At 69.9% G+C, this 16190-nt stretch carries 15 protein-coding genes; 7 read left to right on the top strand and 8 right to left on the bottom strand.

Features of this window, described 5'->3' with window-relative positions; translation table 11 throughout:
- Positions 1 to 110 precede the first annotated feature (110 nt).
- Positions 111 to 1076 (bottom strand): inositol monophosphatase family protein, encoded by a 966-nt coding sequence (locus BM070_RS20680; RefSeq protein ID WP_092941462.1) that lies wholly within the window; start codon positions 1074 to 1076, stop codon positions 111 to 113.
- 158 nt (positions 1077 to 1234) lie between these two features.
- Between BM070_RS20680 and BM070_RS20675 the strand changes: the two genes are divergently transcribed.
- Both BM070_RS20675 and cysE read left to right on the top strand, forming a co-directional pair.
- Positions 1235 to 2041: an RNA methyltransferase gene (locus BM070_RS20675; protein ID WP_092941460.1), complete on the top strand. Its 807-nt coding sequence runs from the start codon at positions 1235 to 1237 to the stop codon at positions 2039 to 2041.
- A gap of 55 nt (positions 2042 to 2096) precedes the next feature.
- A complete protein-coding gene (gene cysE, locus BM070_RS20670; RefSeq protein WP_092941458.1) occupies positions 2097 to 2879 on the top strand; it encodes a serine O-acetyltransferase in 783 nt (260 codons plus the stop codon).
- 98 nt (positions 2880 to 2977) lie between these two features.
- Here cysE and mog read toward each other — a convergent pair whose 3' ends face one another.
- Complete coding sequence (gene mog / locus BM070_RS20665) at positions 2978 to 3613, bottom strand: molybdopterin adenylyltransferase (RefSeq protein WP_092941456.1); 636 nt, start codon at positions 3611 to 3613, stop codon at positions 2978 to 2980.
- A complete protein-coding gene (gene yjgA / locus BM070_RS20660) occupies positions 3606 to 4271 on the bottom strand; it encodes a ribosome biogenesis factor YjgA (protein ID WP_092941454.1) in 666 nt (221 codons plus the stop codon). Before yjgA ends, mog begins: the two co-directional genes overlap by 8 nt.
- A 96-nt stretch (positions 4272 to 4367) precedes the next feature.
- Here yjgA and pmbA point away from each other — a divergent pair, with 96 nt between their 5' ends.
- Entirely contained in the window at positions 4368 to 5792 is a 1425-nt protein-coding gene (pmbA, locus tag BM070_RS20655) for a metalloprotease PmbA (protein WP_092941452.1), read from the top strand.
- 53 nt (positions 5793 to 5845) lie between these two features.
- On the opposite strand, the gene BM070_RS20650 is transcribed toward pmbA, so the two are convergent.
- A complete protein-coding gene (locus BM070_RS20650; protein ID WP_092941450.1) occupies positions 5846 to 6979 on the bottom strand; it encodes a GGDEF domain-containing protein in 1134 nt (377 codons plus the stop codon).
- Positions 6980 to 7461: 482 nt separating this feature from the next.
- Between BM070_RS20650 and BM070_RS20645 the strand changes: the two genes are divergently transcribed.
- Positions 7462 to 7770, top strand: coding sequence for a hypothetical protein (locus tag BM070_RS20645; protein ID WP_245785320.1), 309 nt, complete (start codon positions 7462 to 7464; stop codon positions 7768 to 7770).
- Positions 7771 to 7795: 25 nt separating this feature from the next.
- Here BM070_RS20645 and BM070_RS20640 read toward each other — a convergent pair whose 3' ends face one another.
- The 3 genes from BM070_RS20640 to BM070_RS20630 are packed head-to-tail and all read right to left on the bottom strand — an operon-like array spanning position 7796 to position 10379.
- Positions 7796 to 8233 (bottom strand): RNA-binding S4 domain-containing protein, encoded by a 438-nt coding sequence (locus tag BM070_RS20640; protein ID WP_092941446.1) that lies wholly within the window; start codon positions 8231 to 8233, stop codon positions 7796 to 7798.
- Positions 8234 to 8265: 32 nt separating this feature from the next.
- Entirely contained in the window at positions 8266 to 9684 is a 1419-nt protein-coding gene (locus BM070_RS20635; RefSeq protein WP_092941444.1) for a sensor histidine kinase, read from the bottom strand.
- An 11-nt stretch (positions 9685 to 9695) separates the two neighbouring features.
- Entirely contained in the window at positions 9696 to 10379 is a 684-nt protein-coding gene (locus tag BM070_RS20630) for a response regulator transcription factor (protein WP_092941442.1), read from the bottom strand.
- Between the two features lie 168 nt (positions 10380 to 10547).
- On the opposite strand from BM070_RS20630, the gene BM070_RS20625 reads away from it, so the two are divergent.
- The 3 genes from BM070_RS20625 (at position 10548) to BM070_RS20615 (ending at position 13710) form a co-directional block, all read left to right on the top strand.
- A complete protein-coding gene (locus BM070_RS20625; protein WP_092941440.1) occupies positions 10548 to 11507 on the top strand; it encodes a Bug family tripartite tricarboxylate transporter substrate binding protein in 960 nt (319 codons plus the stop codon).
- Between the two features lie 113 nt (positions 11508 to 11620).
- Positions 11621 to 12190, top strand: coding sequence for a tripartite tricarboxylate transporter TctB family protein (locus tag BM070_RS20620; protein ID WP_092941438.1), 570 nt, complete (start codon positions 11621 to 11623; stop codon positions 12188 to 12190).
- Complete coding sequence (locus BM070_RS20615; RefSeq protein ID WP_092941436.1) at positions 12190 to 13710, top strand: tripartite tricarboxylate transporter permease; 1521 nt, start codon at positions 12190 to 12192, stop codon at positions 13708 to 13710. Before BM070_RS20620 ends, BM070_RS20615 begins: the two co-directional genes overlap by 1 nt.
- A gap of 88 nt (positions 13711 to 13798) precedes the next feature.
- Here the strand turns inward: BM070_RS20615 and BM070_RS20610 are convergent, their stop codons facing one another.
- Positions 13799 to 15997, bottom strand: a complete 2199-nt coding sequence (locus BM070_RS20610) for a TonB-dependent receptor (RefSeq protein ID WP_092941434.1) — start codon at positions 15995 to 15997, stop codon at positions 13799 to 13801.
- Between the last annotated feature and the right edge of the window lie 193 nt (positions 15998 to 16190).

Genomic DNA, 16190 nt, shown 5'->3' with positions numbered 1-16190 from the left:
GGGAGTTACAGCCGGCTGCGTTCAGGCATGAAAAAAGCTGCCAGCGCTTGTTGTGCAAGCGCTGGCAGCTCTCTTTTCGATAGCGGTTCCGCAGGGCGCGGAACGGGGCTTCAGAACAGACCGTTGGCTGACGATGCGCTGCGGTCTTCGCCGTGGGCCGGGCGCTCGGCCGCGGGGGCAGCGTCAGCGTCTGCGGCGCCGTCCTGGGGCAGCACGGCCACATCCAAGTTGTCGGCTGCCTGGCGCACGGAGGCCTTGTCGCCGGCGCTGGCGAACTTGCTGTACTTGCTCAGGATGGGCACCAGCTGGCCGTAGATGCGCGGTGCGCCGGCCAGGCATTCGCGCTGCTCCAGGAAGTCGGCCTCGCCCGTGAAGTTGCCCACCAGGCCGCCGGCCTCGGTCACCAGCAGCGAGCCGGCAGCCACGTCCCAGATCGACAGGCCGGTCTCGAAGAAGCCTTCGGTGAAGCCAGCCGCCACATAGGCCAGGTCCAGCGCGGCGGCGCCCGGGCGGCGCAGGCCGGCGGTGCGCTGCATCACGTCGGCCATGATGTTCAGGTAGTTCTTGAAGTTGTCGCCCGGGCGGAACGGGAAGCCCGTGGAGATCAGCGATTCCTTGAGCTGCGTGCGCTTGGAGACGCGGATGCGGCGCTCGTTCATGTAGGCGCCGCGGCCCTTGGTGGCGGTGAACAGGTCGTTGCGCGTCGGGTCGTAGATCACGGCCTGCTCGACCTTGCCGCGCACGGCCAGGGCGATGCTCACGCAATAGACCGGGAAGCCGTGGATGAAGTTGGTGGTGCCGTCCAGCGGATCGATGATCCAGACGAATTCGGAGTCCCGGGCGCCGTACTGGCTGCCCGATTCCTCGGCCATGATGCCGTGGCCCGGGTAGGCCGTCAGCAGGGTTTCGATGATGGCCTTCTCGCTCGCGTGGTCCACCTCGGTCACAAAGTCGTTGATCTGCTTTTGCGAAATACGCACCGATTCCACGTCGAGCGCGGCACGGTTGATGATGGCGCCGGCGGCGCGTGCGGCCTTGATGGCCACGTTGAGCATGGGATGCAGATTGGACGACATTGGATTGTGATGAGGAGCGGGCGTTGGGGGCCGGCAGGTGGCCCCGGGGAGACGCCGGGCGATGCCGGCGAGCGCGAAACCCTGCATTTTACCCATGCCGCATTTTTCCGCTGCCGGCGGCGACAATCACGGGTTCCGCTGCACCGTGCGATCCGCCCATGAAAACCCGCTTCATCCTCATCCAGACCAGCCATGCCGGCAACGTGGGCGCCACCGCCCGTGCCATGAAGACCATGGGTTTCGACGACCTGGTGCTGGTGGCGCCGCGCTGGGCCAACGTGCTGCGGCGCGAGGAAACCATCCAGCGCGCCAGCGGCGCCCTGGACGTGCTGGAAAAGGCCCGCATCGTCGAGACGCTGGACGAGGCGCTGGACGGCATGAGCCACCTGTGCGCCACGGCGATGACGCCGCGCGACTTCGGCCCGCCCACGCGCCAGCCGCGCGCGCATTTCGAGATGCTCCTGAAAGAAGAGCGCCAGGCCCAGGCGGAACGCGCGCTGCAGGCCCCCAACGGTGATGAAGACGGCGCGACGCGCGAGGCCGGCGTGGCCTTTCTCTTCGGCAGCGAACGCTTCGGCATGGCCAACGAAGACGTGTACCGCTGCCACGTCGCGCTCTCCATTCCCACCAACCCCGGCTTCGGCTCGCTCAACCTGGGCGCGGCGGTGCAGGTGCTGGCCTACGACTGGCGCCAGGCGCTGGGCGGCTTTCCGCTGGCCGGGCAAGAGGGGGCGCCAGAGGAGGCCGCCGCACCGCGCGCCGATGCGCGCCAGGTGGCCGGCATGCTGGAGCACTGGGAGCGGGCGCTCGAGGGCATCGGCTTCCTCGACCCCGCCGCGCCCAAGAAGCTCATGCCCCGGCTCAACCAGCTTTTCAACCGCGCCCGGCTCACGCCCGAGGAAATCCACATCCTGCGCGGTGTCGCCAAGGCCATGCTGGAGACGGCCGAACGGGCGCAGCGATAGACTGCCAGCGCGCCAGCCGGCGCATTTGCATATTTCAAGAACAACCGAGTCCCCCATGTTCGACCGCCTCCGCTCCGATATCCAGTGCATCCTCGACCGCGATCCTGCCGCGCGCAGCACGTGGGAGGTGGTGACCTGTTATCCGGGCCTGCACGCCATCTGGCTGCACCGACCGGCGCACTGGAGCTGGAACCACGGCTTCAAGTGGCTCGGGCGCTTCATCTCCAACTTCTCGCGCTGGCTCACCGGCATCGAGATCCACCCCGGCGCCGTGATCGGCGAGCGCGTGTTCTTCGACCACGCCATGGGCGTGGTGGTGGGCGAGACGGCGGTGATCGGCGACGGCTGCACCATCTACCAGGGCGTGACGCTGGGCGGCACCTCGCTCTACAAGGGCGCCAAGCGCCACCCCACGCTGGGCCGCGACGTGGTCGTGAGCGCGGGCGCCAAGGTGCTGGGCGGCTTCGAGGTGGGCGACGGCGCCAAGATCGGCAGCAACGCCGTGGTCATCAAGCCCGTGCCGGCCGGCGCTACGGCGGTGGGCATCCCGGCGCGCATCATCCCGTCCAAGACCGGCGCCAGCCCCGACGTGACCGAGCCGCAGCCTGCGCAGCGCTTCACGGCCTACGGCATCACGCAGGAAGACGATCCGCTCTCGCAGGCCATGCGTGGCCTGATCGACAACGCCTCCTCGCAGGAGCGCCAGATCGCGCTGCTCTGGGAAGCCATCGAGAAGCTGGCCCGCACCGCGCCCCAGGCCGGCGGCTGCGTTCCGGGAGACGCGACGCGCTGCGAGCAGTTCGAGGCCGAGCGGCTGAACGCGCTGGTGGGCAAGTAGCGCCTCGCCCGGCAGCCCGGCGATCGGCCGGCTGCTACTTTTCTCATAGCAAAAGGCCCTGGTGCATCGCGCGCCAGGGCCTTTTTTCTTGGGGGGGTTCAGTCGCGCGGAGGCCGCTGCGCCTGCTTGGGCCGGAAGGCCTTGCAGAACGCGTCGCGCGTTTCCATGTAGGGCCCGCCGATCAGATCGATGCAGTAGGGCACGGCCGCGAAGATGCCCGGCACGACCTGCGCGCCGCCCTCGTCCTTGAGGCCGCCCAGCGTTTCGGCGATGGCCTTGGGCTGGCCCGGCAGGTTGATGATGAGCGCGCGGCCGCGCACCACGGCCACCTGGCGCGAGAGGATGGCGGTGGGCACGAAACGCAGGCTGATCTGGCGCATCTGCTCGCCGAAGCCCGGCATCTCCTTGTGGCCCACGGCCAGCGTGGCCTCGGGGGTCACGTCGCGCAGCGCGGGGCCGGTGCCGCCGGTGGTCAGCACCAGGTCGCAGGCGGCGGTGTCCGCCAGCTCGATCAGCGTGCGGCTAATGGTGGCCTCGTCGTCGGCGATCAGGCGCGGCTCGAAGGCGATGGGGTTGAGCAGCGCGCGCGCGAGCCAGTCCTGCAGCGCGGGCAGGCCCTTGTCTTCATAGACGCCGGCGCTGGCGCGGTCGCTGATGGAGACGATGCCGATGCGCAGCGCGTCGCAGCGCGCATCCGGCGCGGGCAGGGCGGGGGAGGAGGCGGCGTCAGGCATCGTGCTCGGCACCTTCGGCACGGCCTTCGTCGCCGGCGTCCTGCATCTGCTCGCGCACCAGCTGGAACAGCTCGCGGTAGGCGCGGCCCTTGCGGGGCGCTAGGCCCTCGGAGACCTGCACGTTGGCCTCCTTGCCGGCGGGCTGCGCGTCCTTGCGGGCCTGGCGGATCAGGGCGCGGATCTGCTGCGTGTCGGTGCGCGGGAACTGCTCCAGCCACTGGGCCAGCGCATCGTCGTCGGCGATCAGCCGCTCGCGCCACTGCTCGGCCTGGTGCAGCGCCAGCTTTTCGGCGGCCGAGCCGCTGTGCTGCTCTTCCAGCGCGTCCTGCGCGGCCTGCACGGTGGCTTCGTCGAGCTTGCGCATGAGCTTGCCGACGTACTGCATCTGCCGGCGCTTGCCCTCGAAGTTGGTGATGCGCTTGGCTTCTTCGAGCGCATCGACGAGCTTTTCGGGCAGCTGCAGGCGGTCGAGCAGGTCGGCGCGCAGCGTGAGCAGGTCGCGGCCGAGGTTCTGCAGCGCATCGCTTTCGCGCTTCATATCGGTGCGGCTCGACTCGGTCGTGCCTTTGAGTTCGGCCTTCAGGGCGATGTCGAGTTCGCTGCCTGCGGCGACGAACTGGCCTCGCACGAAGTAGCCTTTGGTGGGTTTGCGTGACATGGTGGGGGAAAAACTCGGGGGCGGGACACGCGGTGTGTCCGGAGAAAAGACCCGGCTCCATGGCGCCGGGAAGCGGCAAGTATCATAGCCGCCGATATGAATACACCCCGCTCACGCACCGCCGCTGGCGCCGACAAGGCCTCCGCTCCATCTGCCGCCGAGAGCGGCTTCAGCTACACCCGCGACTTCTTCGAAGGCCTGGTGGACCACGCCCTGGGCCATGCCCGCAAGCTGGGCGCGACCGATGCGGGCGCCGAGGCCTCCGAAGGCTGCGGCCTGTCGGTCAGCGTGCGCAAGGGCGAACTGGAGAACGTGGAGCGCAACCGCGACAAGTCGCTGGGCGTTACCGTCTATGTGGGCAACCGGCGCGGCAATGCCAGCACGTCGGACTTCTCCCTCGCGGCCATCGAGCGCACCGTGCAGGCGGCCTACGACATCGCCCGCTTCACCGCCGAAGACCCGGTCGCCGGCTTGCCCGATGCGGCCGACATCGCGCCAGCCGACACGCACCGCGACCTGCAGCTGTTCCACCCCTGGGCCATCACCAGCGAAGAGGCGGCCCGCCTGGCGCTGGAATGCGAGGCCGCGGCCTTGAAGACGCACAAGCGCATCACCAAGAGCGAAGGCGCGGGCGTATCGGCCCAGCAGAGCCACTTCTTCAGCGCCCACACGCGCGGCTTTCGCGGCGGCTATGCCAGCTCGCGCCACAGCATGTCGGTGGCGCCCATCGCCTCGCTGCCCGGCCGCCATGCCGAGATGCAGCGCGACGCCTGGTACTGCTCCATGCGCAGCGCGGCCGACCTGTCGGCACCGGCGCTGATCGGCCGCTATGCCGCCGAGCGCGCCCTGAGCCGCCTGGGCAGCCGCAAGATCCCCACCACCCAGTGCCCGGTGCTGTTCGAATCGCCCCTGGCCGCGGGCCTGCTGGGCAGCTTCGTGCAGGCCGTGAGCGGCGGCGCGCTCTACCGCAAGAGCTCCTTCCTGCTCGATTCGCTGGGCAAGCGCGTGCTGCCGGCCCACATCGACCTGATCGAAGACCCCTTCGTGCTCGGCGGCAAGGGCAGCTCGCCCTTCGACGAGGAAGGCGTGCGCGTGTCCGCCCGCAAGGTGGTCGATGCCGGCCGCGTGGAGGGCTACTTCCTCTCCACCTATTCGGCGCGCAAGCTGGGCATGAAGACCACCGGCAACGCCGGCGGCTCGCATAACCTCACGCTCACCTCGCGCCACACCCGGCCGGGCGACGACCTGGACGCCATGCTCAAGAAGCTGGGCACGGGCCTGTTCGTCATCGAGCTGATGGGCCAGGGCGTGAACTACGTCACCGGCGACTATTCGCGCGGCGCCAGCGGCTTCTGGGTGGAGAACGGCGAGATCGCCTTCCCGGTGCAGGAGATCACCATCGCCGGCAACCTCAAGGACATGCTCAAGGGCATCCAGGCCGTGGGTGCCGATGCCTACAACTACGGCGCCAAGACGGTGGGCTCGATCCTCGTCAACCGCATGAAGGTGGCGGGCAGCTGAGCCTGGGCTGCCGGGGCGGGGCGGGCTCTGCCCCCGGCGCCGGCCGTGCTTCGCTAGTCGGCCGCGCGCACCTGGTTGCGGCCCGCGTGCTTGGCCTCGTACAAGGCCAGGTCCGCCCGCTTCAGGCATTCCTGCTGCGAATAGGCGGCCGAGGCCGTCCAGGCCAGGCCGATGCTCACGGTGATGGGGATGGTCTTGCCGTCCACCTGCACCCGCAGCGCCTCCACGCTGGCGCGCAGCCGCTGCGCGATCGACCAGACCTCGGAGCGCGTGACGTCCGGCAGATAGATCACGAACTCCTCGCCGCCGGTGCGCGCGAACAGGTCCGACGCGCGCAGCTGGCTCTGTATGCAGAGTGCGAACTCGATCAGCACCGCATCGCCGGCCGAATGTCCGAACTCGTCGTTGATGCGCTTGAAATGATCCAGGTCCAGCTGCGCGACGGCACTCTGGGCCGGCAGGTAGGCGGGCAGGCGCGAGGCCAGCCAGCGCCGGTTGCCCGCCCCGGTCATGGGGTCGGTATGGGCGGCCTGCGCCAGGCGGATCTGGGCGCGCTCGTTCGAGAGCGTGGCCGCCATCAGCGCGATGCCGAAGTGGCAGAAGATCTGCACGTAGAACGCCCAGGCGAAGCTGCTCGCGCCGCCGGCCGAGCCGCTCAGGATATGGATCAGCCGCAACAGGTAGATGGTGCCGCTCAGCCCCACGAGCAATGCCAGCGGCCAGCGCGAGGGCAGGGGTTCCGTGCGCGTCTCCCGCAGAAGCTCGTAGAGGCTCAGCAGCAGCGCCAGCACGGCGGTCGCGTGGAAGACGCCCGCGCGCGGGAGGTTGTGGATCGGAAAGCCCGTGATGAGCCCCAATATGGAGCAGGCCCCGGGCAGCAGCAGCACGGCTGCCCACGGAATGCTGCGGCGGCCGCTGAAGCCCCGTATGCCGGCCCAGAAGAAGGTGTAGCCGAAGGTGCCGAGGGCCAGGCTGCCGTGCGTCCACAGCCACACGGGCAGGGCGGCGACCTCGCCCCGCCAGGCCAGTCCGGAGCCGCAGGCCAGCATCAGGTAGGCAGCGCCCAGGCAGGCCAGGCCACGGGGGCGGCAGGAGTGCAGGCGGATCTGGAAGATGCTGAGCGCGCCGGCGAACAGCGAAGTGTTGTAGACGACCAGCACGGTCGGCAGATCAAGGGTGAAATCCATGGAGCACTCGCAGGGCGTTCGAGCCATTGTGCAGGCCGAACAAGGCAGTTGCTGCGCAAAGCTCGCAATTTGTGTGCGCGCTATGACGTTCGAGGCCCCGGATTCTGGCACCGCGGGCGTGCCGCGGAGCCGAGATGCCCCCGGGCAGCGCGCACTGCCTGCCCCGATCCCTCGACCTGTGGCATGCGGGAATGGCCCTTTCCCGCATGCCCTGCCCAAAAAAAGACCCGCCAAGGCGGGTCGAATTTGCTTGAAAAGCAAAGGGAGGGTGTCGGCCGTGAAGCCGACGTGCGAATGGTAGGCGCGCGGGCCCGCTGCGGGGTGCTCCGTGTTGCCGTCAGGCGGAAACTGGCCAGTTCGCTGCGGGTTCGATGCGCCAAAGTCCTACGCCCGCGTGGGCCGCTGCGGAACGCGCAGCGGAGCCAGGGTTTTCTAGGATGGCCTCATTCCCATTTTTCCGGTTCGTCCGGGGAGAGGCTTCCGTGAGCAGCAATTGGTATCGTCTGGATCTGGGTCGTGAACGCGAGGCTTTCGAGCCGGCGCGGCAGATCCAGCAAGTCTTCATGGCCAAGTTCCTGATGGCGCGGCCGGGTTCCGGCAGGGCGCTGTTTTCCAGCTGCGATCCGGTGGCCGACAAGGTCTGCCTGTTCTTCTCGCCCGCTGCGGCGGACATCGCCATCCGCTTCCGGGCCGAGCCCTGCGAAAAACCGCTGGCCCCCTCCTACCTGAGCCTGCTGGCCGGCGAGAGCGAGGCGCTGGTCGTGCATTTCCCGGAACCGCTGGCGGCCTGATCCGCCCCCCGCGCGTCGCCGGCCTTCAGTCGTCCAGCGACGCGCTCCAGCGCTGGCCCCAGTCGCCCGCGCGGTCGATGTTGCGGCGGTCGCGCTTGGTGGGCCGGCCTTCCTGCAGGCTGGCGGCGGGCTCGGGCGCCAGGCGCCGCAGCTCGGCGGCAGCGGCCCGGGCGGCGATGCTTTCGGGTGTCTCCTCGAACAGCAGCTGCGCCACCGGAGCCGGCCCGCGCATGCCGCTCAGGGCGCGGATCACCACGGTGCGCTGCACCGGGCCCTGGCGGAGTTCCAGCGTGTCGCCCGGGCGCACGTCGCGCGCGGCCTTGGCCTGCTGGCCGTTGACCGTGACGCGGCCCTTGCCGATCTCTTCGGTGGCGAGGCTGCGGGTCTTGTAGAAGCGCGCGCACCACAGCCATTTGTCCAGGCGCATGGCTGCCAGCGGGGTCTTGCTCGTCGTGGTCGTCATCGTGCCGATTGTGCCCAAGGCGGGCCGCGGTTTCAGGCGCCGGCCGGCTCCAGCGGCAGGCGCACGACGGCGTCGAGCCCGGCGATGCGCCCGCCTTCCTCCCGGTTGACCAGTGCGATGCTGCCGCCCAGCGCCTGCACGATCTCGTGGCAGATGGCCAGGCCCAGGCCGGAGCCGGTGCGGATGTCGCCGGCCGAGAAGGGCTGGAAGAGCCGCGTGGCCAGCTCGGCATCGATGCCAGGGCCCTGGTCGGCGATGGTGAGGGCCGCATGCCGGCCGTCGCTGCGCAGATCGACGCTGAGCGTGCTGCCGGCCGGCGCATGGCGGATGGCGTTGTGCAGCAGGTTGCGCGCCAGTTCGCGCAGCATCCAGGCGTGGGCGCGCAGCGGTGCCGGGTCGGTATGGATGCCGAAGTCCAAGTCGTGCTGTGCCACCAGGGGGGAGAGGTCGAGCGCGACTTCGCGCAGCACCGTGTCCAGCCGCGTGAGCGGCGGCGTGGCCTGCTGGCGCAGCTGCTCCACCTTGGCCAGCGCCAGCATCTGGTTGGCCAGCTGGGTGGCGCGGTCCACCGTGTCGCCGATCTCGCGCAGCGCCTGCCCGGGCGGCGCGTCGCCGCGCAGGGCCGACTGCACCTGGGTCTTGAGCACGGCCAGCGGCGTGCGCAGCTGGTGGGATGCATCGCGCACGAAGCGCTTCTGGTGCTCCAGCAGATAGTCCAGCCGCTGCATCACGCCGTTGGTGGCGTCGATCAGCGGCTGCAGCTCGCGCGGCGCGGACGGGGCAGCGATGGGGCTCAGGTCGTCCTCCGTGCGTTCCTGCAGATGGGCGCTGAGCTGGCGCACCGGCCGCGTGGCGCGCTGCACCACCAGCACCACGATGAGCGCGATGGCCGCCACCAGTAGGGCCTGCCGCGCCAGGGTGTTCCAGAGCATCTGCAGCGCCAGGGTGTGGCGCAGCTCCAGCGTCTCGGCCACCTGGATCACCGCCATGCCCCGGCCGCGCGCCGACGACACGGGCTGCAGCAGCACGGCCACGCGCACCGGCTGGCCGCGGAATTCGTCGTTGTAGAAATCGACCAGCGCGGCATAGGGCGGGCGGGCAGGAATGGTGCCGCGCCACACGGGCAGCTCGGCGAAGCCCGAGACCAGCTCTCCGTGCAGATTGGAGACGCGGTAGAACATGCGGCTCTGGTTGTCGGCCTCGAAGGCTTCCAGCGCCGAATAGGGCACGGTGGCGTGCAGCGTGGCGGCATCGTCGTAGCCCTCCACGTCCAGCTGCTCGCTGATGCTCTTGGCCGAGGCGAGCAGCGTGCGGTCGTAGGCCGTGTGCAGCGACTGCAGCGTTTCGCGGTAGAGGCTCAGGGTGTTGAAGACGACGAAGGCGAACACCGGCACCAGGATGCCCACCAGCAGCTGCTGGCGCAGCGAGAGCGCCGGCCCCGCGCGGCGCATCGCGTGGCGCCTCACGCGTCGGCCTTCAGCAGATAGCCCAGGCCGCGCAGCGTCATCAGCGTGAGGCCGGTGCCGGCGAGCTTCTTGCGCAGGCGATAGACGACGACCTCGATGGCCTCGTACTGCACGTCGAGCTGGCCGGGGAAGACCAGTTCATAGAGCCGCTCCTTGGTGACGGCATGGCCCGGCTGGGCGAGCAGGGCGTGCATCAGCGCCAGCTCGCGCGGGGTGAACTCCATCACCTCGCCGTCCCGGTAGATCGCGCCGCTCTCTTTTTCATAGCGTATGGCGCCCAGCACGATTGCGCTGGCGGCCGATCGGGCTTCTGGCGCATCGCCGCTGCGGCGCACCAGGGCGCGCAGGCGGGCCTCCAGCTCGTCCAGATCGAAGGGCTTGGGCAGGTAGTCGTCCGCGCCCGCGTTCAGGCCCAGCACCCGGTCGCCCACGGTGCCGCGGGCCGTGAGCAGCAGCACGGGCGTGCGCAGGCCGCGCGCGCGGGCCTGCTGCAGCACCTGCAGGCCGTCCAGGCCGGGCAGGCTGAGGTCGAGCACGATGGCGTCGGGCGGGCGGGCGATCCACTGGGCCAGGGCCGCGCGGCCGTCGGCCAGGGCGGTCACTTCCATGCCGCGCCGCGCCAGCGAGCGCTGCAGCGTGGCCTGCATGGCGGCGTCGTCTTCCACGAGAAGCAATTGCATGCGCGAAACCTTAGCACCGCCTGCGAAAGGCTCTACCCCAGGTGTTTTCCCTGAGTCTGCGGACAGCCATTTGACAGGATGGGCGCGCATCATCGCCGCCACAAGAACGAGTTCCGGCACGGCCATCGCAGCCTGCCGGACGGCACCCATATCCCAAGGAGACATGCCATGCGCCGCGATACCTTCCTCAAGTCATTGGCCGCCCTGGCCGCCACCGGCGCGCTGCCGCTGTCGGCCCACGCCGCCGCCTCCGTCAAGATGATGCTGCCCGCCAACCCCGGCGGCGGCTGGGACACCACGGGCCGGGCCCTGGGCAAGGCGCTGCAGGACGCGGGCGTGGCCTCGTCCGTCACGTATGACAACAAGGGCGGCGCTGCCGGCGCCATCGGCCTGGCGCAGTTCGTCAACGGCTCCAAGGGCGACCCGAACGCGCTGATGGTGATGGGCGCCGTGATGCTGGGCGGCATCATCACCGGCAAGCCGCCGGTGAACCTCTCGCAGGCCACGCCCATCGCGCGCCTGACCAGCGAATACAACGTCTTCGTGCTGCCCGCCAACTCGCCCTACAAGTCGATGGCCGAGGTGATCGCGCAGCTCAAGAAGGACCCGGGCAGCGTGAAGTGGGGCGGCGGCTCGCGCGGCTCCACCGAGCACATCGCGGCGGCCATGATCGCCCGCGAGGTGGGTGTGGACCCGGCCAAGATCAACTACGTGGCCTTCCGTGGGGGCGGCGAGGCGATCGCCGCCATCCTGGGCGGCAACGTGACCATCGGCGGCGGCGGCTACAGCGAGATGGCCGAATACATCAACACCAAGAAGATGGTGCCGGTGGCCGTCACCTCGGGCCAGCGGCTCAAGGGCTCGGCCGTGCCCACGCTCAAGGAGCAGGGCATCAACGTGGAGATCGGCAACTGGCGCGGCGTCTATGGCGCGCCCGGCATCACCCCGGTGCAGCGCAAGGCGCTGATCGACATGGTGGCCCAGGCGGTCAAGAGCAAGAGCTGGGCGGAGTCGATGGAGAAGAACGACTGGACGCCCGCCTGGCTGGCCGGCGACGAGTTCGGCGCCTTCGTCGATGCGGAATTCGCCAGCCTGCGCGCCACCATGGTCAAGGCCGGCATGGTCTGAGCCGCCGCAGCCCCGGCCTGGCCTGAGACGAGCGCATTCGCCCCGGTGGCGGGTGCGCTTTTCTTTGGCCCCTTCGTTGCCCGTCATCGACTTTTTTCCCTGGGTGGTTTTCCATGACTGAACACTCGATTTCCGCCGCCGCACCCGGCGATGCGCCGCCCGAGCCCGGCTCCGGCAACGTGCCCGCCACGCGCGCGCAGCTGCTGGTGGGCGCCGGCGTGCTGGTGGCGGCCGCCGCGCTGGCCTGGGGCGCACTCGCCATTCCCGCCAATGCGGGCTATGGCGGCGTCGGCCCCAACTTCCTGCCCTGGCTGGTGTCGGGCGTGCTGGCGCTGTGCGGCGCCTTCCTGGTGTGGGAGGCGCTCTCCGGCGGCTTTCGCGAGCTGGACGCCGGCGGCGGCGCGGCCCGGGCCGACAAGGGCGCCTTCGCCTGGGTCTCGGCCGGCCTGCTGCTGAACGCGGCGCTCATCACCACGGTGGGCTTCATCCTGAGCTGCACGCTCTGCTACCTGCTCGCGGTGCAGGGCCTGCGCCGCGCCGCGGGCCAGCCGGCCGCCGCCAGCCTGCGCACCTGGGGCGTGGATGCGCTCACGGGCCTGCTCATTTCGGCGCCCGTCTTCTGGGCCTTCACGCAATTCCTGGCGATCAACCTGCCGGGCCTGACGAACACGGGGTGGCTGTGATGGAAATCTTCGACGCACTGCTGGCAGGCTTCGCCACCGCCGCCACGCCGGTCAACCTGCTGTGGGCCCTGGTGGGCTGCGCCCTGGGCACGGCGGTGGGCGTGCTGCCCGGCATCGGCCCGGCGGTGGCCGTGGCCATGCTGCTGCCCATCACGGCCAAGGTGGAGGTCACGGCCTCCATGATCTTCTTCGCGGGCATCTACTACGGCGCCATGTACGGCGGCTCGACCACCTCCATCCTGCTGAACACGCCGGGAGAGACGGCCAGCATGGTCACGGCCATGGAGGGCAACAAGATGGCCAAGAGCGGCCGCGCCGGCGCGGCGCTGGCCACCGCGGCCATCGGCTCGTTCGTCGCCGGCACCATCGCCACCGTGGTGGTGACGCTGTTCGCGCCCTATGTGGCCGACTTCGCGGTCAAGCTCGGCCCGCCCGAATACTTCATGCTGATGGTGCTGGCCTTCACCACCGTGAGCGCGGTGCTGGGCAAGAGCACGGTGCGCGGCATGACGGCGCTGTTCGTGGGCCTGGCGCTGGGCTGCATCGGCATGGACCAGATCTCCGGCGCCGCCCGCTACACCCTGGGCCAGCCCGAGCTGCTGGACGGCATCGACATCGTGCTGGTGGCCGTGGGCCTCTTCGCCGTGGCCGAGGTGCTCTACGCCGCCCTCTACGAAGGCCGCGTGGTCGATACGCAGAACCGCATGGGGCGCGTCCACATGACCCAGCGCGACTGGAAGCGTTCGGTGCCCGCGTGGATCCGCGGCACGCTGATCGGCACGCCCTTCGGCTGCATCCCGGCGGGCGGCACGGAGATCCCGACCTTCCTGAGCTACGCCGCCGAGAAGAAGCTGGCCAAGCCCGAAGACCGGGCCGAGTTCGGCACCCGGGGCGCCATCGAAGGCGTGGCCGGCCCCGAGGCCGCCAACAACGCCACGGTGACGGCCGCGCTGATCCCGCTGCTGACGCTGGGCATTCCCACCAGCAACACCACGGCCGTGCTGCTGGGCGCGTTCCAGAACTACGGCATCAACCCGGGGCCGCAGCTCTTCACCACTTCGGCCACGCTGGTGTGGGCGCTGATCGCCTCGCTCTACATCGGCAACATCATGCTGCTGGTGCTGAACCTGCCCATGGTGGGCCTGTGGGTCAAGCTGCTGAAGGTGCCCAAGCCGCAGCTCTACGCGGGCATCCTGATCTTCGCCACGGTGGGCGCCTATGGCATGCGCCAGAGCGCGTTCGATCTGTTCCTGCTCTACGGCATCGGCCTGCTGGGCGTGCTGATGCGGCGCTTCGACTTCCCGACCGCGCCGGTGGTGGTGGGCATGATCCTGGGCCCGCTGGCCGAGGCGCAGATGCGCAACGCCATCTCCATCGGCGAAGGCAGCTGGCTGGTGTTCCTGCAGCGGCCCATGTCGCTGGCGCTGCTGGTGATCGTGCTGGCCGTGCTGATCGTGCCGCGCGTGCTCAAGCACCTGGGGCGCCGCAAGCTGCTGCGGCTGCAGCAGATGGATGCCTGAGCGCAGCACGGCGCCCGAGCGCTCGATGCATGCAAAACGCCCGGCCTGGCCGGGCGTTTTGCATTGGCGTGTACCTTGTGGGGCTACGTCAGAAATCGACGCTGGCGCTGACCACCAAGGTGCGCGGCGCGCCCAGCACCAGGTAGCCGGAGCCGGGATAGCCGCCGACGGAAGCCCAGTAGTTGCGGTTGGCCACGTTGTCCACGCGGGCGCGCAGGGTCAGGGCCCGGCCGTTCCATTCGGTCAGGTAGCGCATGCCCAGGTCCAGCCGGGTCCAGCCGCTCACGCGCAGGGTGTTGGTGGCGTTGGCGTAGCTGGCGCCGGTATGCACCAGGCGGCCGTCCACCGCCAGTCCCCGCACGCCGGGCACGTCCCATTCCGCGCCGGCCGTGGCCTGAAAGCGCGGCACGCCGATCACGCGCTGCCCGTCGGTGGTGGCGTTGCCGGTGCGGCGCTGCTGGGCATCCAGCCACGTTGCGCCGCCCAGCAGGCGCAGGCCGCGCGCGGCCTCGCCGAAGAGGGTGGCTTCGACGCCCTGGTGGCGGTCCTCGCCTTCAGAGGTGAAGCGCGAGCCCACCATCAGCGAACGCGGCTTGGTGGTGGAGAAAACGGCCACGCTGCCGCCCAGGCGGCCGCCGTCGAACTTCACGCCGATTTCCTTCTGCTTGGAGACGTAGGGCGACAGCTGCTCGCCCGCGTTGGACACGGCCACGCCGCCGGAGGTGGCGGGCGCGGTGTCGCCCGCCACCAGCCCCTCGATGTAGTTGCCGTACACCGACCACTGCGGAGTGGCCTTGAACACCACGCCGAGCACCGGGCTGGTCCGGCTTTTCTCATAGACCGTGCTGGCGCCGCCGGCGCCCGTCACGGCGCCGTTGAACACCGTGCGGTAGGTGACGGATTCGGTCTCGATGGTCTGGTGCCGTGCGCCGATGGTGAGCAGCGTCCGGCCGTCCAGCAGCGACAGCGTGTCGCCCAGCGCCAGGCTGCGCAGCTTGGTGCCGCCGTTGTAGGCGGGGTTGGCCAGGTCGTTGCCCAGGAAGGTGAGCGGCGTCTGCGCGTAGCTCGTGGGGTTGTAGAGGTTGGTGTTCAGGGTGAAGCCGCTGCTGAGCGCATAGGCGTTGTCCTTCTTGAGGCGGAAGGCGGAATAGCTGGCGACCCATTCATGGCCCACGCTGCCGGTGCGCAGCTTGCCGCGCAGGCCGAGTTCGCCCGTGTCCACCTGGTCCTTGCGGGCGTTGTCGAAGCGGCTGGTGGTGGCCGCGCCGGTGGCGGCGTTGTTCACGGTGATGTTGGCCAGCGAGTTGGCCTCCTTGCTGCGCCGCAAGCCGTAGGCGGCCCAGGCGGTCACGTCGCCGGTGATGTCCCATTCCCCGCGCAGGGTGCCAAAGAGGTCGCGCTCGTTGGAGTACGACCAGGGCTGCGCCCAGTTGGACGAGGCATCGGGCGCGGCCGGAATGCCGTTGGCCGAGGCCACGTTGGTGCGGGTGCGCTTGAGCTGGTTGTCCTGCCAGCCGATGTCGCCCGAGAGGCGCACGTCGCGGCTGCGCCAGTCCAGGCCCAGGGCGAACAGGCCGAGCTTGGCGTTCTCGTCATCGACGGCGGTGTCGCCACCGCGGTAGGCCGCGTTGAGCCGGATGCCGGTGCTGCCGTCGGGGCCGAAGCGCCGCGCGATGTCGGTGGAAACGCCCATCTGGCCGCCGCTGTCCACGCTTGTGCCGACGCGCGTCAGGGGCTCGTTCGGCGCGCGCTTGGGCAGCAGGTTGATGTTGCCGCCGATGCCGCCGCCGTTCGGGCTGGCGCCGGTGAGGAAGGCCGACGCGCCGCGCAGCAGCTCCACCCGCTCGAACAGTTCGGTGGCGATGTACTGGCGCGGCAGCAGGCTGTAGAGGCCGTTGTAGGCCACGTCGTCCGATCCCAGGATGAAGCCGCGGATGAAGTACGACTCCTGGAAGTTGCCGAAGCCCCGCGCCACGCGCACCGTCGGGTCGTTCTGCAGCACGTCGCCCACGCTGCGGGCCTGCCGGTCCTGGATCAGCTCGTTGGTGTAGCTGGTGATGGAGAACGGCGTGTCCATGTTGTCGCGCGTGCCCAGAATGCCGGCGCGGCCGCCGCGCGCCACCTGCCCGCCGGCATAGGCCGGCGACAGGCCCTGGGCCGATGCGTCGGCGCTGGCGCTCACGTTCACGGTGGGCAGTTCGGTGGGGGCGGGCGTGGCGGTGGTCTGTGCGTGCAGCGGCAGGCTGGCGACCAGCGCAGCGGCGGCGAGAGGGGTGAGGCGATGCATGGAAACGGGCCGTTGGAATAGCGGATGAAAGGGAGCACGCGAGCGCGTGAACGCGTGCGGGGTGGGGTGGCTGGGGCATGGGCGCCCCGCGGCCGCACCGTGCGGGCTTGCAGCCGTTCGATCGGGCAGGCAGCGCCGCAGTGGCAATGGCCGCAGGGCGCAAAGGCCTGCGCGCCAGCCGGGATGCGAGTGT

Origin of the sequence: Paracidovorax wautersii, assembly GCF_900113035.1 — a bacterium.
Taxonomy (GTDB): Bacteria; Pseudomonadota; Gammaproteobacteria; order Burkholderiales; family Burkholderiaceae_C; genus Paracidovorax; species Paracidovorax wautersii.
The sequence above is the reverse complement of the archived record's forward strand: the minus strand, read 5'-3'. Positions and strand labels throughout refer to the sequence as shown.